Origin of the sequence: Tahibacter sp., assembly GCF_035481375.1 — a bacterium.
Taxonomy (GTDB): Bacteria; Pseudomonadota; Gammaproteobacteria; order Xanthomonadales; family Rhodanobacteraceae; genus Tahibacter.
In genome coordinates this window covers 18937-40294 of sequence record NZ_DATIGT010000340.1, presented here as the reverse complement: position 1 = coordinate 40294, position 21358 = coordinate 18937, and the positions used below count along the sequence as shown (strand labels likewise).

Sequence of the window (21358 nt, the reverse complement as noted above, 5' to 3'; positions counted from 1 at the left end):
CTGGCAGCTCGCGATGGCCTGCAGGGTCAGCGTGGTCTTGCCCGAGGATTCAGGACCGTAGATCTCGACGACGCGACCGCGCGGCAGGCCGCCGATGCCGAGCGCCATATCGAGCGCGAACGAGCCGGTGGACACCGCGTCGATGGGCTCGGCGGCCTTGTCGCCCATGCGCATCACGGTGCCCTTGCCGAACTGCTTCTCGATCTGGCTCAAGGCCGAAGCCAGCGCCTTGCGCTTGTTGTCATCCATTTGCTGAATCCTCGTCAGATGTGTTTGGCACGGCGCAGTCTGCGTTCCGGCATTCTCACGGAACGCGACACTGCGGCGACGGCGGGAACGCGGCGATTATTTCATACCGGACCGGCCGCGGCCCGCATGCGGTACATCGCGCGTCAGGACGTCAGAATTTTCTGAACGCCGGCGAGCGCGGCAGCGACGGTGCGGCGACGCACCGCCTCGCGGTCGCCGTCGAAATGGAAGCGCTGCGCCTGGGCGTAGCCGCCGCGGCGCTTCCAGCCGATCCAGATCGTGCCGACCGGCTTTCCGGGCGTTGCGCCGCCCGGACCGGCGATACCGGTCACGGCGACCGCGACCGACGCGCCATAGCGCGCCAGCGCGCCCGAGACCATCTCCACGACGGTTTCCTGGCTGACCGCGCCGTGCTGCGCCAGCGTTTCCGGCCGCACGCCGAGCAGGGCCTGCTTGGCTTCGTAGCTGTACGCGACGAGCCCGGCCTCGAACCAGGCGGAACTGCCGGCGAGGTCGGTCAGCGTCTTGGCGATCCAGCCGCCGGTGCATGATTCGGCGGTCACGAGCATCTGACCGCGCAGTTGCAGGGTATCGGCGACGATCCGGCCGAGCCGCAGCAGCTCGGCATCGTCGGGCCCTTGGTTTTCGGACATGAGGATTCCTGCGTGACTTCCACGGCACGGCGCTGCCGTTGCGCGCGGCGTTTCCGGGCCGCCACTTCTAGCCGAATCGGGGACCGGCGCCAAGCGCCGGCATGCCGGCCAGCGCGGCGACGCCTGCATCCGCCGCTCGCCCGGCTGCGTAGAGACCGGGTGACGCCGCCGAATTCGGCCTGCGGCGGGGCGGCGAACCGCGGAAATCGGCGCTAGGATCGCGCCGACCGCGTCTCGACTCTGCGTGCATCGACGCTTCGATGCGACTACCGGAAACGGCACGATGGAACTTCGACAGCAGGACGTCACGGAACCCGAGAACGAGCTGCTGAGCCGCGTCGCGGGCGGCGACCGCGATGCGTTCGAGCGGCTCTATCAGGCGACCGCGTCGCGCCTGCTCGGAATCTGCCTGAGGCTCGTGCCCGATCGCGGCGAGGCCGAGGACATCCTGCAGGACGTCTATGTCGCCGCCTGGCGCAAGGCGCCGCAGTTCGACCCGCTGCGTTCGTCGGCGACGGTCTGGCTCGGATCGATCGCGCGCCACCGCGCGATCGACCGGCTCCGCGCGAGTTCCGCGCAGATCGATCAGGCGCCGATCGCGCTCGCCGAAACGCAGCCCGACCCCGCACCGGCGCCCGCCCATCAGGCCGAGGCCGACAGCGAGCGCGCCCGGCTCGACGACTGCATCGGCCGGCTCGAACCGCGCCGCCGCACGCTCATCCGCACGGCCTTCTTCGACGGCGCGACCTACGAAGAACTCGCGACGCGGTCCGGTTCGCCGCTGGGGTCGGTCAAGAGCTGGATCCGCCGCGGCCTGCAGCAACTGCGCGCTTGCCTCGAGGGCTGACCCATGTCCGTCGATACCAGCAACGAAACCGCCGCGCCGCCGCCCGACGACGACACGCATGCCGGCGAGTATGTGCTCGGCGTGCTCGACGAACTCGCACGCCGCCGTGCGCAGAACCGGATCCGCAGCGATGCCGGCTTCGCGCGCCTCGTCGGCGACTGGGAGCGCCGCTTCGCGCCGTGGCTGCTGCGCGCGGCGCCCGCGGCACCGTCGCCGCGCGTCTGGCAGGAAATCCGCGACCGCCTCGGCTGGCGCGGTCGCGACACGGCCCGAGACGGCCTTTGGAACAATGTCGCATTCTGGCGCGCCGCCGCCGGCCTGGCCCTCGTCGCCGGCATCGCAGTGGTTGCGTTCGACCGCGCGCGCACGCCGCCGGCAACGACCGCGTCCGAGCAGGCCGAACGCCCGGTCACTGTGCTCGCGCGCGGCGACGGCACGCCGGGCTGGATCGCGCGCATCGACGCCACCCGCGGCGAAGTGCTGATGATGCCGATTCCGGCCGCCGTCGATCCATCGGGCCTCGTCAACGAACTCTGGATCATCCCGGTCGGCGGAAAGCCGCAGTCGCTCGGCCTGCTGTCGCATGAAAAGGCGCAGACGATCGCCGTGCCGGACGCGCTGCGCGCGTCGTTCGCCGCCGGCGCGACGCTGGCCGTCACGCTCGAGGAGCGCGCCGGCATTCCGCACGCGGCGCCGAGCAGCCAGCCGATCGCCGTCGGCAGCATCCGGACGATCTGACCGTCTCTCATCAATAGCGCGGCAGGCGGAAACGTCGACGTTTCTCGACGTTCCCGTAAACTAGCCGGCCCGGCAGACACCCGCAGCCACGCCGACGCGCCGCGCGCGTCGCCGACGCGGTGCTGCCGCCGAATCCGGCGACAGGTAAATCTCCGCGTGAAAGCCACGAGTCCGCAGAAAGACAACGGCGACAAGCCCGCCGAACACACGCCGTTGATGCGGCAGTATTTCGCCGCGAAAGCCGACTATCCCGACACGCTCGTGTTCTTTCGCATGGGCGATTTCTACGAACTGTTCTACGACGACGCACGCAAGGCAGCGCGGCTGCTCGACATCACGCTGACGCAGCGCGGCCATTCCGGCGGACAGCCCATTCCGATGGCGGGCGTGCCGTATCACGCGGCCGAAGGCTATCTCGCGCGACTCGTGAAGCTTGGCGAATCGGCCGCGATCTGCGAACAGATCGGCGATCCCGCGCTCGCCAAGGGACTCGTGGAACGCAAGGTCGTGCGCGTGATCACGCCGGGCACGGTGACCGACGAGGCGCTGCTCGAAGAGCGCCGCGACAATTTCCTGCTGAGCATCGCGGCCGGCAGGACCGGTTACGGACTGGCCTGGGTCGATCTCACCAGCGGACGCTTCCTGCTCAGCGAAACGGCAACGCCCGAGGCGCTGGCGTCGGAACTCGCGCGGCTGCAGCCGGCCGAGACGCTCGTCGGCGAAGACGTGGCCTGGCCGCGCTTCGTGACCGAGCTGCCCGGACTGCGCAAGCGCGCACCCTGGCATTTCGACACCGACACGGCCACGCGGCAGCTGTGCCGGTTCTTCGGCACGCGCGATCTGGCCGGCTTCGGCTGCGAGGGACTGTCGATCGCGATCGCAGCCGCCGGCGCGCTGCTCGGCTATGTCGAGGAAACCCAGAAGAGCGCACTGCCGCATCTGTCCGGGCTCGCGGTCGAGAACGCGAGCGAGACCATTTCGCTCGACGCGGCGACGCGGCGCAATCTCGAACTCGACACGCATGCGAGCGGCCGCACCGAACACACCCTGCTCGGCGTGCTCGATCACAGCGTCACGCCGATGGGCGCGCGCCTGCTCAAGCGCTGGCTGCACCGGCCGCTGCGCGCGCAGGATCTGCTGCGCCATCGCTACCAGGCCATCGCTGCGCTGATCGAACGGCGCCGCGGCGAGGCGCTGCGCGAGATCCTGCGCGGCATCGGCGATCTCGAACGCATCCTCGCGCGCGTGGCCCTGCGCTCGGCGCGGCCGCGCGATCTGTCGACCCTGCGCGACGGCCTGCTGCAGACACCGAACCTCCGCGCGGCGCTTGCGGGCAGCGACAATCCGCTGCTCGACCGGCTGCTCGCCCAGATCGGCGAACACGCCGACACCGCGCACTATCTGGCAGGTGCGATCGTCGACCAGCCGCCGGCGCTGCTGCGCGACGGCGGCGTGCTGCGCGCCGGCTTCGATGCGGAACTCGACGAGCTGCGCACGCTGTCGACGAACGCCGACCAGTTCCTGCTCGACCTCGAACAGCGCGAGCGCGCAGCCAGCGGCATCGCGACGCTGAAGGTCGGCTACAACCGCGTGCACGGCTACTACATCGAGATCACCAACGCGCACTCCGAGCGCGTGCCGACGCACTACACGCGACGCCAGACCATCAAGGGCGCCGAGCGCTACATCACCGAGGAACTGAAATCCTTCGAGGACAAGGTGCTGTCGGCGCGCGAACGCTCGCTGATGCGCGAGCGCGCGCTCTACGAGGGCGTGCTCGACGCGCTGAATGCGGCGCTGCACGCGCTGAGGCAGGCCGCCGCGGCGATCGCCGAACTCGACGTGCTCGCGACCCTGGCCGACCGCGCCGATACGCTGAACTGGGTCGCGCCGGAACTCACCGCCGACGCGGGCATCACGATCCGCCGGGGGCGCCATCCGGTCGTCGAGCAGGTGCGCGACGATCCGTTCGAGCCGAACGATCTCGTGCTCGACGACGACCGCCGCATGCTCGTGATCACCGGTCCGAACATGGGCGGCAAGTCGACTTACATGCGCCAGGCCGCGCTGATCGTGCTGCTCGCGCACATCGGCAGCTTCGTGCCGGCGGACGCGGCGACCATCGGTCCGATCGACCGCATCTTCACGCGCATCGGCGCCGGCGACGATCTCTCGCGCGGCCAGTCGACCTTCATGGTCGAGATGGCCGAGACGGCGAACATTCTCCACAACGCGACCGAACACAGTCTGGTACTGATGGACGAAGTCGGGCGCGGCACGTCGACCTACGACGGTCTCGCACTGGCCAAGGCCTGTGCGGTGCAGCTCGCGGAACGCAATCGCGCGTACACGCTGTTCGCGACGCATTATTTCGAGCTGACCGAACTCAGCGCGCAGTACGCCGGCATCGCGAACGTGCATCTCGACGCCGTCGAATACGGCGACAACCTCGTGTTCATGCATGCGGTCAAGGAAGGACCGGCCAATCGCAGCTTCGGTTTGCAGGTCGCGGCGCTGGCCGGCCTGCCCAAGGGCGTGATCGCGAACGCGCGCCGCTATCTCGCCGCGCTGGAACAGCAGCCGGCCGCGTCACCGGTCGCGACGACGCGCGCGGCGCTCGATGCGCCGCAGCAGATGGGACTGTTCGCCGCGTCGTCGGCGGCCGAACGCGCGCTGCGTGAAATCGACCCGGACGACCTCACGCCGAAGGCCGCGCTCGAAGCGCTGTACCGGCTGCGCGCGCTGCTCTGAGCGGCGGCGCCGGCCTCAGTCGGCGCCCTGCTCCGCTGCCGCCTGCGCCGCGCGCAGCAGGAAGGCCTCGAACGCCGGCAGCACGGCCGCGTCGTGGAACAGCGCATCGCGGCGACTCTCGATCGCGCGGCGCAGCATCGCGCGTTCCTGCTCGTCGGCAAGCAGCGCGACCGCTTTCGCCACATAGTCCGCGTCGTCCGCGGCAATGAGCTGCGGTACATCGAGCAGACGCAGCATGGCTGCAGTCTGGCGTCCGCGCGCGAAACGGCCGTCGAAGGCCAGCACCGGCGTGCCGACGCCGAGCGCATCCAGGCTCGTGCCGCCGCCGCTGAAGCCCGGCGAATCGAGCACGAGATCGGCTTGCCGCACGTTCGCGAGAAACTCCGCGTAGGGACGCACGCGGTCGATGCGCACGCAATTCGCGGGATCGAGGCCCTGGCGCGCGAGCGACTGCGACAGCCGCGCGAGGTAGCGTCGGCTGATGCCCGCGCTGCGATCGAACAGCACCAGTTCGGCGCCGCTCGCGGCAAGAATTTGCGCGAGCACAGTGTCGAACGCGGGCGGCAGTTTCAGCAGATTCTGCAGGCAGAGCACGCGCGGCCGTTCGCGTGCTTCGGGCGCATCGACGCCGGCCGGAACGGCGGGCGCGCGCGGTACGCAACCGAGACCGGGCAGCCGGACCAACCGCTCGCGATAGTGTGCTTCGGCATCGTCAGGTTCGAGTACATCGCCCGACAGGTAGCAGTCGATCGTCGCGAGGCCCGTGGTGATCGGATGCCCGTAGCCTGCACACTGCACGGGCGCGAGTCTCAACGCGGCGAGTGCCTGCTGGCGCGGATCGAGACCGACGTCGAGATAGATCAGCACGTCGAGTTCGCTCGCGCGGACCGAAGCGGCGAGTGCGTCGAACGAGCCCGCCGGCTCGACGTAGTGGTCGACGACCGCGCGCAGCGCGGCCGTGCGCGCGTCCGGCGTCGCACCCGTGTACCAGACGTAGCGCTCGAACCGCGACGCATCGAGCCCCGCGATCCAGCCGCCGAAATAGCGCTCGACAACGTGCTCGTGCAGATACGCACTGACGAAGCCGACGCGCAGTCGCCCACCGTGAGCGAGCGCCCGCCACGGCGGCGGCGCCATCCAGGACGGTCGCACAGCGGACGCAATCGCGCCGACGAGATCGCCGAATCGCCGTTGCCGCGTGGTGTGGTCGCCCGGCAGATAGTGCATCGCGAACACGCCGACGGACTGCGCGCATTCGAACGCCGCTTCGTCGGCCGCGGGTTCGTCCGCCAGCGCAGCGATGCCGTCGTCGAACGACCGCAGTGCCGCAGCGACCGCCGTTTCATCGGCCGGCACGCTCGGCACCGCGAGCGCCTGTTGCCAGCGCGCCCGAGGCCAGTGCGGCGCAAGCGCGCGCGTGCGCGCGTAGGCCTCCCGGGCAGCCTCGAAGTCGCCGCTGTCGGTCAGCGCGAGCGCCAGCTGCAGATGGATCGCCGCATCGCCGGGCGCGAGCCGCGCGGCGGTCTGCAGCGGAGCGAGCGCACCGTCGGCGTCCTGCGCGAGACGCAGCGCGGTGCCGAGCGCTTCCCACCATTTCGCGTCGCCGGGGTCGAGTCGCGTTGCGGTCTCCGCGAGTTCGCGCGCCTGCGCATGACGGGCCTGGTCGATGCGCAGCAGCGCGAGATTGCCGTTGGCGGCCGCGTCGGTGCGCGCAAGCATCTGCGCGCGTGAGAGATGGCGTTCGGCTTCATCGAGCCGCCCCGACGCGCGCAGCAGATTGCCAAGATTGGTCAGCGCGTGCACCGCGTCCGGATCGCCCGCTAGCGCCTGGCGATAGGCGCGTTCGGCGGCAGCGAAATCACGCGCCTGCTCATGCAGCAGGCCGAGGTTGTAGGCCGCGGCTGCGTACTCCGGGCGTACGCCCAGCGCCTGCGCGAACAGAGCCGCGGCGCCGGCCAGATCGCCTTTCGCACGCAGCGCGAGCGCGAGGTTGTTCAGCATCTCGGCGGCGCGCGGGCGCAGCTCGACGGCGCGCCGATAATGCGCGATCGCCTTGTCCACCTTTCCCATCTGATACGCGACGACGCCGAGCAGATGCCAGGCATCGGCGTTGCGCGGATCGAGCTTGGTCAGCCGCAGATAGTGGCTCTCGGCCAGGCCGAACTGGCCGGCGCGATGGTGGGCCTGCGCCTTCGCGAACAGGTCGCGGGCCTGTCGGTCCGTGGGCTGCAACGGAATACTCCATACGCATAAGTATCCCGAGTGTAGACGAGGCCGGCCGTGCGATTGCGCGCCGTTACAGCGAATCGATATCGCCGAGTGCGCGGATCAGGCGGCGTGCGCGCTTGTCCGGCTTGGTCGCCGGCTTGGCATAGCCGGTCGCTTCGAGGCGCCGCCGTTCGGCCGCGGCGGCACGCGCCTGGCGGCTTTCGTCGGATTCGCGGTAGAGCGTCTGCGCGACACTGGCCGGACCACGCTGGTCGCTGAGCGCGAGTACGGCAATTTCATAGCGGTCTTCGCCGCGCGCGATGTGCAGCACGTCGCCGACGCGAACCGCACGGCTCGGTTTGGCCGATGCGCCGTTGACCTCGACGCGGCCGGCTTCGATCACCGACTTGGCGAGACTGCGCGTCTTGAAAAAGCGCGCGGCCCAGAGCCAGACGTCCAGACGCACCGATTCGCTGATTGCTTCCATCACATCACTTCCGACTGTCGACGCGGGTGCCGTCGAGCACGGCCGCGAGAGCGTCGAGGCCGGTGCCGGCCTCGAACAGTTTCGGCGCGCGCGCGCGCAATTGCACGCGCAGCGCGTCATTCGCCGCGCGATCGTCGAGCAGACGCACGACGGCGGCGACATAGTCGTCCTCGCACGCCGCGACGCCTTGCGGCAGATCGAGCAGGCGCAGCATGCCGGCGGTCTGCCGCGCGCGCAGGAACTCGCCTTCCCAGGTCACGACCGGCGTGCCGACGTGACAGGTGTCGAGGCTCGTCGCGCCGCCGGAAAACCACGGCGTGTCCAGCACGAGGTCGGCGGCGGCGATCTGTGCGAGATAGTCGGCATAGGCCGTCCGCGGGCGCAGCTGCAGATGCGTTTGCGCATCGACGCCCTGCGCCCGGAAGGCCGCGGCGACACGCGCGAGAAAGCGGCGCTCGATCGGCTGCAGCCCGGCCGGTCCGGTGAAGAAACCGATGCAGGCGCCGGTTTCCTTCGCGATACGCGCGAGCGTCGCATCGAAGCACGGAACCAGCTTGCCGAGGCTCTGCAGGCACAGCAGTTGCAGTGGCCCGCCGGTGCGCGGTGAACGCAACGGCACCTGCACGACAGGCTGCTGCGGCAATGCGCCGAGCGCCGGCAGGCGGATCAACGGCTCGCAGTAGTGCGCATCGGCATCGCCGGATTCGAGCGCCGCGCCGCTCAGAAATCCGTCGAAGCCGGCCATGCCGCTCGTGACCGGATGACCGTAGGCCAGGTACTGACGCGGTGCGAGCGGCAGTGCCGCCAGCGCCTGCATCGCCGGATCCATGCCGACGTCGAGGAATATCACGACGTCGGGTGCGGACTGGCGTATTGCCGCGGCAACCTCGAGCGGCGCGAGCGGCACGTGGCGGAATGCGTCGACACCGGCGGCGATCCGCGTCGTCGTCGCGTCGCTGAGGCTGCCGCAATGGAAAGCCCAGCGCTCGAAGCGCGCGCCGTCGAGTTCGTTCAACCAGCGCGCGAAGTAGCGCGTGATCGTGTGCTCGCGCAGCTCGGCGCTGACGAACGCGACACGCGGCCGCGCGCGGTCGTGCCGGACGGCCGGGCGCTCGGCGAGCTCGCCGCCCGCGGCGAGCATGATGCGCTGCACGAGTTCGCCGAAGCGGCGGCCGAGCGCGCGGTTGTCGTGCGGCTGGTAGTGCAGCGGAAACGGCAGCACGCGGCAGATCGCGGCGTAGGCGCTGTCAATCTGTGCGGGCGTGTCGAGGCGCAGGCCGTCGTGAATGCGTTCGAGCTGCACCGCAAACCGCTCTCGCGCAGCGAGGACGGCATCCTCACTGTCCATGAGCGCCGGCAGCGCGAGTCCGCCGAGCCAGGCGATCGTGCGCTGCTGCGGGTCGGGCAGGCTCGCAGCGCGCCGCAGCGTCGCGACGCCCGCCTCGAACAGTCCTGCCTCGATCTGCGCCTGACCGAGATCGGCCACGAGTCCGGCCTGCCCGGGCAGCAGCGCGACCGCGCGTTCCAGCACCGGCAACGCGACATCCAGATCGCGGCGCTGTCGCGCTGCGCGCGCGAGCGCGCGCAGCGCAGCGGCATGCTGCGGAGCGAGATCGACAGCCGACTGCGCGAGCGACTGCGCCGCCGCGGCATCGCCGTTGCGCAGCGCGAGTTCGGCGGTAACGACGAGCAGTTCGACATCGCCGGGCCGCAGCGCGATCAGGCGCTCCAGCAGTGCGAAGGCAGCAGCACCTTCGCCGCCGCGCGACAGCACGCCGGCAAGGTTGCGCAACGTATCCGCGTGTTGCGGATCGAGCGCAAGCACGGCGCGATAGCTCGCCGTCGCTGCGACGCCATCGCCGCCGAGTTCCTGCAGATACGCCAGGTGAAACAGCACGGTCGTGTCGGCGGGCCAGCGCTGCGCGGCCTGCTGCAGCAGTTCGCGCGCGAGCGCCGGCTGCCCGGCCTGGAACGCCGTCACCGCCGTCTGCAGCCAAAGTTCGGTCTGCTGCGGCTGAAAAGTCAGGCATTGCCGCAACGGCGCCAGCGCGCCCGCCGCGTCGCCGCGCGCGAGCGCCTGCTGCGCCGAGCGCAGGGCCGTGTCGAATGCCGCGCGCGTACCGCTCATCCGACCGGCGAATCGTGCATCAGGCCGCCGCCAGCAACGCGTTGATGCGGCGGACGAAACCCGCCGGATCCTCGAGCTGCGCGCCGTCCATGAGCTGCGCCTGCTCGAACAGCAGCAGGCTGTACTCGCCGGCGCGCGTCGCGTCGGCTTCGGCCTCGATACGCCGCACGAGCGCATGCTGCGGATTGATTTCGAGCACGGGCTTGCTGTCGGGAATCTCATGCCCGGCTTCGCGCATCAGGCGCTGCATGTGCGAGGCCATCGCATATTCGTCGAGCACGAGACACGACGGCGAGTCGGTCAGGCGCTGGCTCACGCGCACGTCGCGTACGCGTTTGCCGAGCAAGTCCTTGAGCTTCGCAACGATCGGTTCGGCCGCCTTGGCCGCCTCCTCGCGCGCCTGCTTGTCGTCGCCGCCGGCGAGATCGTCGAGTTCGAGATCGCCCTTGGCCGCATTGCGCAGCTTCTTGCCGCCGTATTCGCTGAGGTAGCCGAGCATCCACTCGTCGATGCGATCGAACATCAGCAACACTTCGACGTTGCGCGCGCGCAGCGCCTCGATCTGCGGGCTGCTCTTGGCCGCCGCGTAGCCGTCGGCGCTGATGTAGTAGATGACCTCCTGGCCGACCGGCATGCGCGCGACGTAGTCGTCGAGCGACACCGTGCGTGCCTGGCCTTCCGACGCGGTCGACGCGAAACGCAGCAGCTTGGCAATGCGTTCGCGGTTCGCGCCGTCTTCGGCGATGCCTTCCTTCAGCACATTGCCGAAGTTGTCGATGAAGGTCTGGAATTTTTCCTTGTCGTCGGCGGCGAGCTTTTCGAGCAGGTCGAGCGTGCGCTTTACGCAGGCCGCGCGGATCTGCGCGACGAGGCGGTTGTCCTGCAGGATCTCGCGGCTGACGTTGAGCGGCAGGTCGTCCGAGTCGACGACGCCGCGCATGAAACGCAGATAGGCCGGCAGCAACTGCTCGCTCGCGTCCATGATGAAGACGCGGCGGATGTAGAGCTTGAGACCCTTGCGCTCGTCGCGGCCGCTGAACATCGCATCGAACGGCGGCTTGGCCGGCAGATAGAGCAGCAGGGTGTAGCTCTGCGAGCCTTCGACACGGTTGTGCGTCCACGCGGCCGCGTCGTTGAAGTCGTGCGACAGCGACTTGTAGAAGCCCTGGTAATCCTCGTCCTTGAGCTCGGACTTCGGACGCGTCCAGAGTGCCGCCGCGTGGTTGACGGTTTCGAACTCGTCGGTCGGCTTGCCGTCCTTCTGCTCGGGCAGGCGGATCGGGAACGCGATGTGGTCGGAATACTTCGAGATCAGGTCGCGCAGCTTCCACGCGCTGAGGAATTCGGTCTCGTCTTCCTTCAGGTGCAGGATCACGCTCGTGCCGCGCGGCGCTTCGATCGCATCGATCGTGTACTCGCCGGTCCCGTCGGACTCCCAGCGCACGCCTTCGTTCGCGGCACTGCCGGCGCGGCGCGTGATCAGCGTGACTTTGTCGGCGACGATGAAGGCCGAATAGAAACCGACGCCGAACTGACCGATCAGCTGCGTGTCCCTGCGCGCGTCGCCCGACAGGGATTCGAGAAACCGCCGCGTGCCCGAACGCGCGATCGTGCCGATGTTCTCGATGACTTCGTCGCGGTTCATGCCGATGCCGTTGTCGCGCAGCGTCAGCGTTCGCGCATCGGCGTCGAAATGGATGTCGATGTGGAGGTCGGCATCGCCTTCGGTCAGCGCCGGATTCGCGAGCGCCTCGAAGCGCAGCTTGTCGCACGCGTCCGACGCGTTGGAGATGAGTTCGCGCAGGAAGATTTCCTTGTGCGAATACAGCGAATGCGTCACGAGGTGCAGGACCTGTGCGACTTCGGCCTCGAATTTGCGGGTCTGGGCAGTGGTCTCGGTCATGATCGTCAGTGTGGGTGAGGACAAGATGCCGCGTTCTATAGGGCCGGCGGCGGCAGATTCAACCGATGCCGGCGGCAGCGCGTGCGCGCGAAACTGCCGGGCGCTGCGCTGCGAAGTCCACAACGCAAAAAGCCGCCCAAGGGCGGCTCTTTGCGGTGCGGCGGCAGCGGATTACTCGGACTTGCCGGCGTGCTTGCCCAGATCTTCCTGGATGCGCGCCGCCTTGCCTTCGAGGCCGCGCAGGTAGTACAGCTTCGCGCCGCGCACCTTGCCGCGACGCTTGACCGACACCGAGTCGATGACCGCGCTGTGGGTCTGGAACACGCGCTCGACGCCGGTGCCGTGCGAAATCTTGCGGACCGTGAAGGCCGAGTTCAGGCCGGCGTTCTTCTTGGCGATGCAAACGCCTTCGTAAGCCTGCACGCGCTCGCGGTTGCCTTCCTTGACCTTGACGTTGACCACGACCGTGTCGCCCGGGCCGAAATCCGGCAGGGAACGCTTGATCTGGGCGGCTTCGAACTGCTGAAGGAGGTTGCTCATGACACTCACCAATCTGGTCTGAATTATCTTTCCGGCGCCGTGCCGGCCCTAGGCTCTTGGCGCCGCGCAGCCGCAAGCGGCTCCGCTGCACCGGCCGCGAGCCACTCGCGGCGGAATTCGTCCAACAACTCACGCGCCTGCCTGTCGAGCGTCACGCGCGCGAGCAGGTCGGGGCGGCGCAACCAGGTTCTCCCCAGCGATTGCTTCAGGCGCCAGCGCCGGATCATCGCATGGTTCCCCGATTGCAGCACTTCGGGCACGTCGCCCAGCTCGTCCTGCACCGGCCGCGTGTAGTGCGGGCAGTCGAGCAGGCCGTTCGCAAACGAGTCCTGTTCGGCCGACGCCGCATCGTTCAGCGCGCCTTCCTGCAGCCGGCCGACCGCATCGATCAGCACCGCCGCACCCAACTCGCCGCCGGACAGCACGTAGTCGCCGATGGAAATCTCCTCGTCGACCTCATGCGCCAGCAGGCGCTCGTCCACCCCTTCGTAGCGCCCGCACAGCAGGATCAGTCGCTCCTGTCGCGCGAGTTCCGCCACTTTCGCCTGAGTCAGCCGCGTACCCTGCGGACTCAGGTAAATCGTTCGCGCCGTTCCGGCCGCTGCCTGCCTCGCTGCCGCCAGCGCCGCTCGCAAGGGCGCCATCAGCATCACCATGCCGGGACCGCCGCCGCAGGTGCGGCCGTCGACGGTGCGGTAGTTGTCGGTCGCGAAATCGCGCGGATTCCACGCCTCGACACCGAGCAGCCCGCGCTCCTGCGCGCGACCGATGACGCCGACCGCCGCGCATTGCCGCACAAAATCGGGAAACAGCGTGATGACGTCGATGCGCACCGCGCTGCCCTCGTTCAGAAATCCGGATCCCAGTCGACGACGATGCGCCGCGCGTCCAGGTCCACTTGCTTGACGTATTGCTCGAGCACGAATGGAATCAACCGTTCGCGTTCGCCGTCCCGGACGACGAGGACATCATTCGCGCCGGTCGCGAACAGATGCGAGACGCGGCCGAACGAAATGCCTTCGACCGTCGCGACATCCATGCCTTCGAGGTCGGTCCAGTAATATTCGCCGGGCTTTGATCTGGGCAGCGCCGAGCGCAACACCCAGATTTCCGTTCCGATCAGAGCAGCAGCCTGATCGCGATCATCGACGCCCGGCAGCGTCGCGATCATGCCCTTGCCCTGTTCGCGCCCGCGGCAGCCACGGAGTTCCCGTTCGCCGCCGACGGATTTCAGAATCCAGGGCTGATACCGGAAGATCTGCATCCGGGGATCGGTCCACGACTCGAGCTTGACTGCCCCGGCCGTCCCCGAAACCCCGACTATTCTGCCGACGAGAACGCGGCGTTCCTCTTCCGCGTTCATGTCGTTCGACGCTTAGGCAGCAGCGGCAGCGACCTGCTTGGCAGCCTTCTTCAGCAGCGCGCGGACCTTTTCGGTCGGCTGCGCGCCCTTGGCGATCCATTCGTTCGCGCGGGCGACGTTCAGTTCCAGCGGAACTTCCTTGCCGGCGGCGATCGGGTTGAAGTAGCCCAGGCGTTCGATGCTGCGGCCGTCGCGGGCATAGCGCTCGTCGGCAACCACGATGTGATAGAACGGGCGCCCTTTGGCGCCGCCGCGGGACAGGCGAATCTTGACCATTGCTTGATCTTCTCTATGAGAATGGGCCGGTCGCGGACGCAACGAGCCCCGGGAAACGCGGCATTCTATGCCAAGGCCCACGCAATTTCAAAGCGGGGCCGGCAAGTCTGCCGCAAGAATCGTTACCGCGCCAGTCCTGCCGGCCCAACAGCGGCCGGCGCCGGCGCTTCAGCGCATCATGCCGCCGCCCGGAAAACCGCCGCCGCCCATGCCCTTGAGCGCGCCGGACATCTGCCGCATCAGGCCCTTGAGGCCGCCGCCGGCGAGCTTGGACATCATCTTTTCCATCTGCTGATACTGCTTGAGCAGCTTGTTGACGTCGGCAGGCTGCATGCCCGAACCGCGCGCGACGCGCGCCTTGCGCGAGCCGTTGAGCAGATCCGGATGGCGGCGCTCCTTCTTCGTCATCGAATTGATGATCGCGATCATGCGATGCACTTCGCGGTCGTTGGCCTTGGCCTTGAGATGTTCGGGCAGATTCGAGACACCCGGCAGCTTGTCCATCAGCGAGCCGAGGCCGCCCATGTTCAGCATCTGCTGCAGCTGCTCGCGCATGTCGTTGAGGTCGAAGCGCTTGCCCTTCATGACCTTCTCGGCCAGCTTCTGGGCTTTTTCCTGGTCGACCTTCTGTTCGACCTGTTCGACCAGCGACAGCACGTCGCCCATGCCGAGGATGCGCTGTGCGAGTCGGTCCGGGTGGAACGGATCGAGCGCCTCGGTCTTTTCGCCGGCACCGATGAACTTGATCGGCCGGCCGGTGATGTAGCGCACCGACAGCGCAGCGCCGCCGCGCGCGTCGCCGTCGGTCTTGGTCAGCACGACACCCGACAGCGGCAGCGCCTCGGCGAACGCCTTGGCCGTGTTCGCCGCATCCTGGCCGGTCATGGCGTCGACGACGAACAGCGTCTCGACCGGCTTCAGCTCGGCATGCAGCGCCTTGATCTCGGCCATCATCTCCGTGTCGACGTGCAGCCGGCCGGCAGTGTCGACGAGCAAGACTTCAGCGAAATTCTTCTTCGCGGCATCCAGCGCGCCGCGCGCGATGGCGACAGGGTCCTGCTCGCCGGTCGACGGGTGGAACAGCACACCGACCTGTTCGGCCAGCACGCGCAGTTGTTCGATCGCGGCCGGACGGTAGACGTCGCAGCTGACGACCATGACCTTCTTCTTGCGGCGTTCCTTGAGGAAACGGGCGAGCTTGGCCGTCGTGGTCGTCTTGCCCGCGCCCTGCAGACCCGCCATCAGCACGACGGCCGGCGGCTGCGTCGCGAGGTTCAGGTCGGTGTTGACCGTGCCCATGACCGCGGTCAGCTCGTCGCGGACCACGCGAACCAGCGCCTGGCCCGGCGTGAGGCTCTTCAGGACGTCCTGGCCGACGGCGCGCACCTTGATGCGCTCGATCAGCGCCTGAACCACCGGCAGCGCCACGTCGGCCTCGAGCAGCGCGATGCGGACCTCGCGCAGCGACTCGCGGATGTTTTCCTCGGTCAGGCGGGCGCGACCGCGCAGGCGCTCGATGGTGGAGGACAGGCGCTGGGTCAGGGACTCGAACATGTGCGGCATCGATACACGACAAAAGGGCGCGGATTATAGCAGCGCGTCAATAGCCGCGCGTCCGCGGACGGAGCCGACGGCGCCAAATCGCGCACTCCGCGGCCGTTTGCGGCATGCGCCCGCGCGCGGCGCTGTGCCACACTCGCGGCATGCTGATCTCCATCCTGGCCGCCGTATCGGTCGCCGCCTATCTCGCTGCCACGCTGCTTTCCGCGCTGCCGGCCCTGCGCGGCACGGCGCCGTCGCGCGCAGCCGGGCTCGCCGTCGCAGCGGTCGGCGTGCTGGCACACCTGACCTACCTGCTCGCGACGCACCGCGGCGGCGTCGATCTGCATTTTTTCGCCGCACTGAGCTTCGTCGCGATGCTGATCGCCGGAACCACGCTCGCGGTCAACGCGGCGCGCCCCGTCGGCGCGCTCGGCGTCATCGTGTTCCCGCTTGCGGCCGTGCTGCTCGCGGTCGACGCCTGGCTCGCGCCGCCGACGCGGCCGAGCGCCATGGACTGGCAGATCAAGCTTCATGTCGTCGTCGCGCTGTTCGGCTACGCGCTGCTCAGCGTCTCGGCAGTGCTCGCCCTGCTGCTGCTCGTGCAGGAGCGCGCACTGCGCAACCGCGACATCGGGAGCCACTGGCTGCGCGTGCTGCCGCCGCTGACCCTGACGGAAAGCCTGATGTTCCGCCTCGTCGGCGCGGGCTTCGTGCTGTTGACCGCAACGCTGCTGACCGGCGTGCTGTTCGTCGAGAACCTGTTCGCCCAGCATCTCGTCCACAAGACGACGCTTTCCATCGTCGCGTGGGTCGTGTTCGGAACGCTGCTCGTCGGACGCTGGCGCTACGGCTGGCGCGGCCGCCGCGCGGTGCGCCTGCTGCTCAGCGGCATGGCCGTACTGCTGCTCGCCTTCTTCGGCAGCAAGTTCGTGCTCGAAGTGCTGCTGGCGCGCACGCCTTGAACAACCGCGACGCAAGGCTTGCCGCCGGCTCGACGCCGAGCGCAGAATCGCCCCGCCAGCCGGCACTTATACGATTGACTTGAGGACGTTTCCCAAGCCATGAAGCACGACCCCGCCGACGAGCGCCGCCGTTTCCAGCGCTTCAGTTTCGAAGGCACGGTACGCCTGTATTCCGGCTCGGCGATGTGGGAAACCAAGCTCGTCGACGTATCGCTGAAGGGCGTGCTCATCGAGCGCCCGGTCGACTGGAGCGGCAAGATCGGCGGCGGCTATCGCATGGATCTGCGCATCAACAACAGCGTCATCATCAGCATGGGCGTCTCGATCGCCCACATCATGCCGCACCGGCTCGGCTGTCGCTGGGAGAAGATCGACCTCGACAGCTTCGCGCAGCTCAAGCGCCTGATCGAACTGAATCTCGGCGATCCGGCCCTGCTCAATCGCGAGCTTTCGGCACTCGGCAACTGAACGAAGCACGCAACGCGAAGCGGACTCGGCCGGCGTTTTAGATAGCCTGCTCGATCCGCCTCATGCATGTTGCACCGCATGAAAACCTCCGCCCGACGTACCGCAACCATGACCTCTCGCCGACCGCCCGAGCGTCTGCGTTTCGACGCGGCAAATGACGCTAACGTACCTACCGGGGATATCCTCACGAGCCGCGACGGAACGCCGCTGAGCATCCGGCCCATCCATGCCGATGACGTTGCTGCGCTGCAGCGCGGTTTCTCCCGGCTTCATCCGGACGAAGTGCGGATGCGCTTCCTGCACACGCTGACCGAACTGCCCGACCAACTCGCCCAGCGCCTGTGCCGTCTCGACCCCGAGCAGGAATTCGCCTTCGTGCTCGTCGACCCGCCGGGTACCGCCGACGAAGCCGAAATCTACGGCGTCGCCCGCGCCTATATCGACCCGACCACGGACAGTGCCGAATTCGCGCTGATCGTGCAGCGCCGCTTCACCGGCCAGGGCTTCGGCAGCGAACTGCTCCATCGCGTGATCGACAGCTGCCGCGCACGCGGCGTGCATGAAGTCTGGGGCGACGTGCTGACCGAGAATCACGCGATGCTCGATCTCTGCGACGAGTTCGGCTTCCGCCGTGAAAGCGTGTTCCACGACGCCTCGCTGACGCGGGTACGCCTCGCGGTCTGAACCGCTTCGCCGCAGCACGCCCTGCGCGCAGCGGCAACCGGCTAGACTAGGCGGTCTTGCCGCCGGCCCTGTTGGCCGGCGGCGCCTGCCCGCACGTCGATGACCTCCAGCCTGATCCAGCCGCCGCTGCCCAAATCCGCCAAAGTCCGCCGTTACTGGGAAAATCCGCCCGGTTCAGGTCTGGCGCTCGTACTCGAACAGACCGGCCGCAGCCACGCCGGGCTCGTCGTCGCGGTGACGCGCGACACACAAGCAGCGCACGCGCTCGAAACCGAACTCGCAACCTTTGCCGGCGACGGCGTCGAAGTGCTTCATTTCCCCGACTGGGAAACCCTGCCCTACGACCTGTTCGCGCCGCATCCGGAAATCGTCTCGCAACGCATCGCCACGCTCTATCGTCTGCCGGCCGTCGCGCAGGGCGTGCTCGTCGTGCCCGTCGCGACGCTGATGCAGCGGCTCGCGCCGCGCAGCTACATCGGCGGCACGGGTCTCGCGCTCGAGGTCGGGCAGAAACTCGATCTCGGCGCCGAGCAGCGCCGCCTCGAGGCGGCCGGCTACCGGCACGTGCCGCAGGTGCTCGAACCCGGCGACTTCGCCGTGCGCGGCGCACTCATCGACATCTTTCCGATGGGCGCGGCAGAGCCGTATCGCATCGAGCTGTTCGACGAGGAAATCGAGTCGATCCGCAACTTCGACGCCGAGACGCAGCGTTCGCTGCACAAGGTCGACAAGGTGCGCCTGCTGCCGGGGCGCGAGTTCCCGCTGACGGAGGAATCGACCAAGAGCTTTCGCACGCGGCTGCGCGAGCGCTTTCCGATCGACATCCGACGCTGCCCGCTCTATCAGGACATCAAGGAAGGCGCCACGCCGGCCGGCATCGACTACTACCTGCCGCTGTTTTTCGCGCAGACACAGACGCTGTTCGACTACCTGTCGGCGAATGCGCTGTTCGTCCTCGGCGACGGCGCGCTCGACGCGGCCGAGCAGTTCTGGCGCCAGACCGCCGAACGCTATGACCAGCGCGCGCACGACATCGAACGGCCGGTGCTGCCGCCGGACGAACTCTATCTGTCGCCCGAACAGCTGCGCGAGCGGCTCAATCGCGAATTGCGCGTCGATCTCGTCGCGCGCGGCAGCAACGAGCACGTCCAGTCGCTTGGCCTGCAGCCGGCGCCCAACCTGCCGATCAACCGCAAGGGCGAGCAGCCGGCGGAAGAGCTGACCCGTTTCCTCGGGGCCTATCCCGGACGCGTGCTGATCGCCGCGGAAACCGCGGGTCGGCGCGAAGCGCTGATCGAACAGCTGCAGGCCGCCGGCCTGCGCCCGCTGACGCTGGCCTCGTGGGCGGAGTTCGCGCGCAGCGACGTGCGCTTCGCGATCGCGGTCGCGCCGCTGCAGGCCGGCTTCGCGCTGACCGAGCCTGCCTTCGCCGTGCTGACCGAGCGCGAGCTGCTCGGCGAGCGTGTTCAGCAGCAGCGCCGCCGCAAGCGCGCCGCGCGCGATCCGGAAACCATCATCCGCGACCTGACCGAACTCGGTCTCGGTTCGCCGATCGTGCACGTCGACCACGGCGTCGGCCGCTATCAGGGCCTCATCAAGCTCGACGTCGGCGGCAGCGCGAACGAATTCCTCGCGATCGAATACGCCAAGGGCGACAAGCTCTACGTGCCGGTCGCGCAGCTCAATCTGGTCTCGCGCTATTCGGGTACGTCGCCGGAACTCGCGCCGCTGCATTCGCTCGGCGGCGATGCCTGGGACCGCGCCAAGCGCAAGGCCGCGGAAAAAGTGCGCGACGTCGCGGCCGAACTGCTGGCGATCTACGCACAGCGCGAGGCGCGGCAAGGCACGGCGCTCACCGTCGACCGCCCGTCGTACGAGCAGTTCGCCGCGGCGTTCCCGTTCGAGGAAACGCCCGACCAGATCTCGGCGATCGATGCGGTCATCGACGACCTCGCCTCGCCCAAGCCGATGGATCGCGTCGTCTGCGGCGACGTCGGCTTCGGCAAGACCGAAGTCGCGCTGCGTGCCGCATTCGTCACGGCGATGGCCGGCAAGCAGGTCGGCGTGCTCGTACCGACCACGCTGCTCGCGCAGCAGCACTACCAGAATTTCCGCGACCGCTACGCCGACTGGCCGATCCGCGTCGACGTGCTGAGCCGCTTCAAGACGAAGAAGGAAGTCGACGAGGTGATGGCGAAGCTGGCCGAAGGCCAGATCGACGTCATGATCGGTACGCACCGCCTGCTGCAGCAGGACGTGAAGTTCAAACAGCTCGGCCTCGTCATCGTCGACGAGGAGCAGCGCTTCGGCGTGCGGCAGAAGGAACAATTGAAAAAACTGCGCGCCGAGGTAGACCTGCTCACGCTGACCGCGACGCCGATTCCGCGCACGCTGAACATGGCGATGTCGGGCATGCGCGATCTCTCGATCATCGCCACGCCGCCGGCGCACCGGCTCGCGGTCAAGACCTTCATCGCGCCCTGGGATCCGGCGCAGCTGCGCGAGGCGTTCCAGCGCGAGCTGCAGCGCGGCGGTCAGGTGTATTTCCTGCACAACGAAGTCGACACGATCGAGAAAATGGAACGCGATCTGCAGACGCTCGTGCCCGAGGCGCGCATCCGCATCGCGCACGGCCAGATGCCGGAAAAGGAACTCGAGCAGGTCATGCTCGATTTCCACCGCCAGCGCTTCAACGTGCTGCTGTGCACGACCATCATCGAATCGGGCATCGACATCCCGAGCGCGAACACGATCATCGTCAACCGCGCCGACCGCTTCGGCCTTGCGCAGCTGCATCAGCTGCGCGGCCGCGTCGGCCGCTCGCACCACCGTGCCTACGCCTATCTCGTCGTGCCGGACCGCCGGCAGATGACGGCCGATGCCGAGAAACGCCTCGAAGCGCTCGCGTCGATGGAAGAACTCGGCGCGGGCTTCACGCTCGCGACGCACGATCTGGAAATCCGCGGCGCGGGCGAACTGCTCGGCGACGAGCAGAGCGGCCAGATGCAGGAAATCGGTTTCTCGCTGTACACCGACCTGCTCGAACGCGCCGTGCGTGCGCTCAAGAGCGGCAAGGTGCCCGATTTCGAGCTGGTCGCCGCGCACGAGACCGAGGTCGAGCTGCACCTTCCGGCGCTGATCCCGGACGACTACCTGCCCGACGTGCATGCGCGACTGACGCTGTACAAGCGCATCGCGAGCGCGCGCGACGGCGAGCGCCTGCGCGAGCTGCAGGTCGAGATGATCGATCGCTTCGGCCTGCTGCCCGACGCGGTCAAGCATCTGTTCGCGGTAACCGAGATCAAGCTGCGCGCGACCGAACTCGGCATCCGCAAGATCGATTTCGGCGCGCAGGGCGGCCGCGTCGTGTTCGCGCCGCAACCCAACATCGACCCGCTCGCGGTCATCAAGCTGATCCAGTCCCAGCCGCGCGTCTATGCGCTCGACGGGCAGGACAAGCTCAAGGTCCGTCTGGAGATGCCCGGCGCGACCGAGCGCCTGCGCTCGGCCAACGATCTGATCACCGCGCTCGGTCAACGCAAGGCGGCCTGAGCACCGC

General features: G+C 68.3%; 17 protein-coding genes and 1 pseudogene. 7 read left to right on the top strand and 11 right to left on the bottom strand.

Annotated features, from left to right (window positions below):
• Both VLF18_RS22555 and VLF18_RS22550 read right to left on the bottom strand, forming a co-directional pair.
• Positions 1-249, bottom strand: a pseudogene (locus tag VLF18_RS22555) (DNA recombination/repair protein RecA); the annotation flags it as partial.
• A 143-nt stretch (positions 250-392) separates the two neighbouring features.
• A complete protein-coding gene (locus VLF18_RS22550) occupies positions 393-902 on the bottom strand; it encodes a CinA family protein (RefSeq protein ID WP_325281879.1) in 510 nt (169 codons plus the stop codon).
• 283 nt (positions 903-1185) lie between these two features.
• On the opposite strand from VLF18_RS22550, the gene VLF18_RS22545 reads away from it, so the two are divergent.
• The 3 genes from VLF18_RS22545 to mutS all read left to right on the top strand — a co-directional run bounded on the left by VLF18_RS22545 (position 1186) and on the right by mutS (position 5238).
• A complete protein-coding gene (locus VLF18_RS22545; RefSeq protein WP_325281878.1) occupies positions 1186-1749 on the top strand; it encodes a sigma-70 family RNA polymerase sigma factor in 564 nt (187 codons plus the stop codon).
• Between the two features lie 3 nt (positions 1750-1752).
• Entirely contained in the window at positions 1753-2487 is a 735-nt protein-coding gene (locus tag VLF18_RS22540) for an anti-sigma factor (protein WP_325281877.1), read from the top strand.
• Between the two features lie 216 nt (positions 2488-2703).
• The gene (gene mutS / locus VLF18_RS22535; RefSeq protein WP_325281881.1) at positions 2704-5238 is read left to right on the top strand and encodes a DNA mismatch repair protein MutS; all 2535 of its coding nucleotides are present in this window, start codon (positions 2704-2706) and stop codon (positions 5236-5238) included.
• 15 nt (positions 5239-5253) lie between these two features.
• Here the strand turns inward: mutS and VLF18_RS22530 are convergent, their stop codons facing one another.
• The 9 genes from VLF18_RS22530 to ffh all read right to left on the bottom strand — a co-directional run bounded on the left by VLF18_RS22530 (position 5254) and on the right by ffh (position 15697).
• On the bottom strand, positions 5254-7470 hold the full coding sequence (locus VLF18_RS22530; RefSeq protein ID WP_325281876.1) for a tetratricopeptide repeat protein: 2217 nt from the start codon (positions 7468-7470) through the stop codon (positions 5254-5256).
• A gap of 64 nt (positions 7471-7534) precedes the next feature.
• On the bottom strand, positions 7535-7933 hold the full coding sequence (locus tag VLF18_RS22525; RefSeq protein ID WP_325281875.1) for an RNA-binding S4 domain-containing protein: 399 nt from the start codon (positions 7931-7933) through the stop codon (positions 7535-7537).
• Positions 7934-7937: 4 nt separating this feature from the next.
• Entirely contained in the window at positions 7938-10061 is a 2124-nt protein-coding gene (locus VLF18_RS22520) for a tetratricopeptide repeat protein (RefSeq protein ID WP_325281874.1), read from the bottom strand.
• A 19-nt stretch (positions 10062-10080) separates the two neighbouring features.
• Complete coding sequence (gene htpG / locus VLF18_RS22515; protein ID WP_325281880.1) at positions 10081-11964, bottom strand: molecular chaperone HtpG; 1884 nt, start codon at positions 11962-11964, stop codon at positions 10081-10083.
• 171 nt (positions 11965-12135) lie between these two features.
• Positions 12136-12504, bottom strand: coding sequence for a 50S ribosomal protein L19 (gene rplS, locus VLF18_RS22510; RefSeq protein ID WP_325281873.1), 369 nt, complete (start codon positions 12502-12504; stop codon positions 12136-12138).
• Between the two features lie 23 nt (positions 12505-12527).
• Positions 12528-13337 carry a tRNA (guanosine(37)-N1)-methyltransferase TrmD gene (gene trmD / locus VLF18_RS22505; RefSeq protein ID WP_325281872.1) on the bottom strand — a complete coding sequence of 270 codons (810 nt, stop codon included), beginning with the start codon at positions 13335-13337 and terminating at the stop codon, positions 12528-12530.
• A gap of 14 nt (positions 13338-13351) precedes the next feature.
• The gene (rimM, locus tag VLF18_RS22500) at positions 13352-13867 is read right to left on the bottom strand and encodes a ribosome maturation factor RimM (RefSeq protein WP_325281871.1); all 516 of its coding nucleotides are present in this window, start codon (positions 13865-13867) and stop codon (positions 13352-13354) included.
• A gap of 12 nt (positions 13868-13879) precedes the next feature.
• Entirely contained in the window at positions 13880-14143 is a 264-nt protein-coding gene (rpsP, locus tag VLF18_RS22495; protein ID WP_325281870.1) for a 30S ribosomal protein S16, read from the bottom strand.
• Positions 14144-14311: 168 nt separating this feature from the next.
• Positions 14312-15697: a signal recognition particle protein gene (ffh, locus tag VLF18_RS22490; RefSeq protein ID WP_325281869.1), complete on the bottom strand. Its 1386-nt coding sequence runs from the start codon at positions 15695-15697 to the stop codon at positions 14312-14314.
• A gap of 149 nt (positions 15698-15846) precedes the next feature.
• Here ffh and VLF18_RS22485 point away from each other — a divergent pair, with 149 nt between their 5' ends.
• From VLF18_RS22485 to mfd, 4 genes are all read left to right on the top strand, one after another.
• The gene (locus VLF18_RS22485) at positions 15847-16647 is read left to right on the top strand and encodes a cytochrome C assembly family protein (protein ID WP_325281868.1); all 801 of its coding nucleotides are present in this window, start codon (positions 15847-15849) and stop codon (positions 16645-16647) included.
• 99 nt (positions 16648-16746) lie between these two features.
• Positions 16747-17115: a PilZ domain-containing protein gene (locus VLF18_RS22480; protein ID WP_325281867.1), complete on the top strand. Its 369-nt coding sequence runs from the start codon at positions 16747-16749 to the stop codon at positions 17113-17115.
• A 66-nt stretch (positions 17116-17181) separates the two neighbouring features.
• Entirely contained in the window at positions 17182-17799 is a 618-nt protein-coding gene (locus VLF18_RS22475) for a GNAT family N-acetyltransferase (RefSeq protein WP_325281866.1), read from the top strand.
• A 99-nt stretch (positions 17800-17898) separates the two neighbouring features.
• The gene (mfd, locus tag VLF18_RS22470) at positions 17899-21351 is read left to right on the top strand and encodes a transcription-repair coupling factor (protein ID WP_325281865.1); all 3453 of its coding nucleotides are present in this window, start codon (positions 17899-17901) and stop codon (positions 21349-21351) included.
• Positions 21352-21358 lie beyond the last annotated feature (7 nt).

What these genes read in the sequence shown, in the direction of transcription:
- rpsP (WP_325281870.1), bottom strand. Translation starts at nt 14,143, where the DNA reads ATGGTCAAGATTCGCCTGTCCCGCGGCGGCGCCAAAGGGCGCCCGTTC.
- VLF18_RS22540 (WP_325281877.1), top strand. Translation starts at nt 1,753, where the DNA reads ATGTCCGTCGATACCAGCAACGAAACCGCCGCGCCGCCGCCCGACGAC.
- rimM (WP_325281871.1), bottom strand. Translation starts at nt 13,867, where the DNA reads ATGAACGCGGAAGAGGAACGCCGCGTTCTCGTCGGCAGAATAGTCGGG.
- VLF18_RS22475 (WP_325281866.1), top strand. Translation starts at nt 17,182, where the DNA reads ATGTTGCACCGCATGAAAACCTCCGCCCGACGTACCGCAACCATGACC.
- VLF18_RS22525 (WP_325281875.1), bottom strand. Translation starts at nt 7,933, where the DNA reads ATGGAAGCAATCAGCGAATCGGTGCGTCTGGACGTCTGGCTCTGGGCC.
- htpG (WP_325281880.1), bottom strand. Translation starts at nt 11,964, where the DNA reads ATGACCGAGACCACTGCCCAGACCCGCAAATTCGAGGCCGAAGTCGCA.
- VLF18_RS22545 (WP_325281878.1), top strand. Translation starts at nt 1,186, where the DNA reads ATGGAACTTCGACAGCAGGACGTCACGGAACCCGAGAACGAGCTGCTG.
- VLF18_RS22480 (WP_325281867.1), top strand. Translation starts at nt 16,747, where the DNA reads ATGAAGCACGACCCCGCCGACGAGCGCCGCCGTTTCCAGCGCTTCAGT.
- VLF18_RS22520 (WP_325281874.1), bottom strand. Translation starts at nt 10,061, where the DNA reads ATGAGCGGTACGCGCGCGGCATTCGACACGGCCCTGCGCTCGGCGCAG.
- mutS (WP_325281881.1), top strand. Translation starts at nt 2,704, where the DNA reads ATGCGGCAGTATTTCGCCGCGAAAGCCGACTATCCCGACACGCTCGTG.
- VLF18_RS22485 (WP_325281868.1), top strand. Translation starts at nt 15,847, where the DNA reads ATGCTGATCTCCATCCTGGCCGCCGTATCGGTCGCCGCCTATCTCGCT.
- ffh (WP_325281869.1), bottom strand. Translation starts at nt 15,697, where the DNA reads ATGTTCGAGTCCCTGACCCAGCGCCTGTCCTCCACCATCGAGCGCCTG.
- rplS (WP_325281873.1), bottom strand. Translation starts at nt 12,504, where the DNA reads ATGAGCAACCTCCTTCAGCAGTTCGAAGCCGCCCAGATCAAGCGTTCC.
- VLF18_RS22550 (WP_325281879.1), bottom strand. Translation starts at nt 902, where the DNA reads ATGTCCGAAAACCAAGGGCCCGACGATGCCGAGCTGCTGCGGCTCGGC.
- mfd (WP_325281865.1), top strand. Translation starts at nt 17,899, where the DNA reads ATGACCTCCAGCCTGATCCAGCCGCCGCTGCCCAAATCCGCCAAAGTC.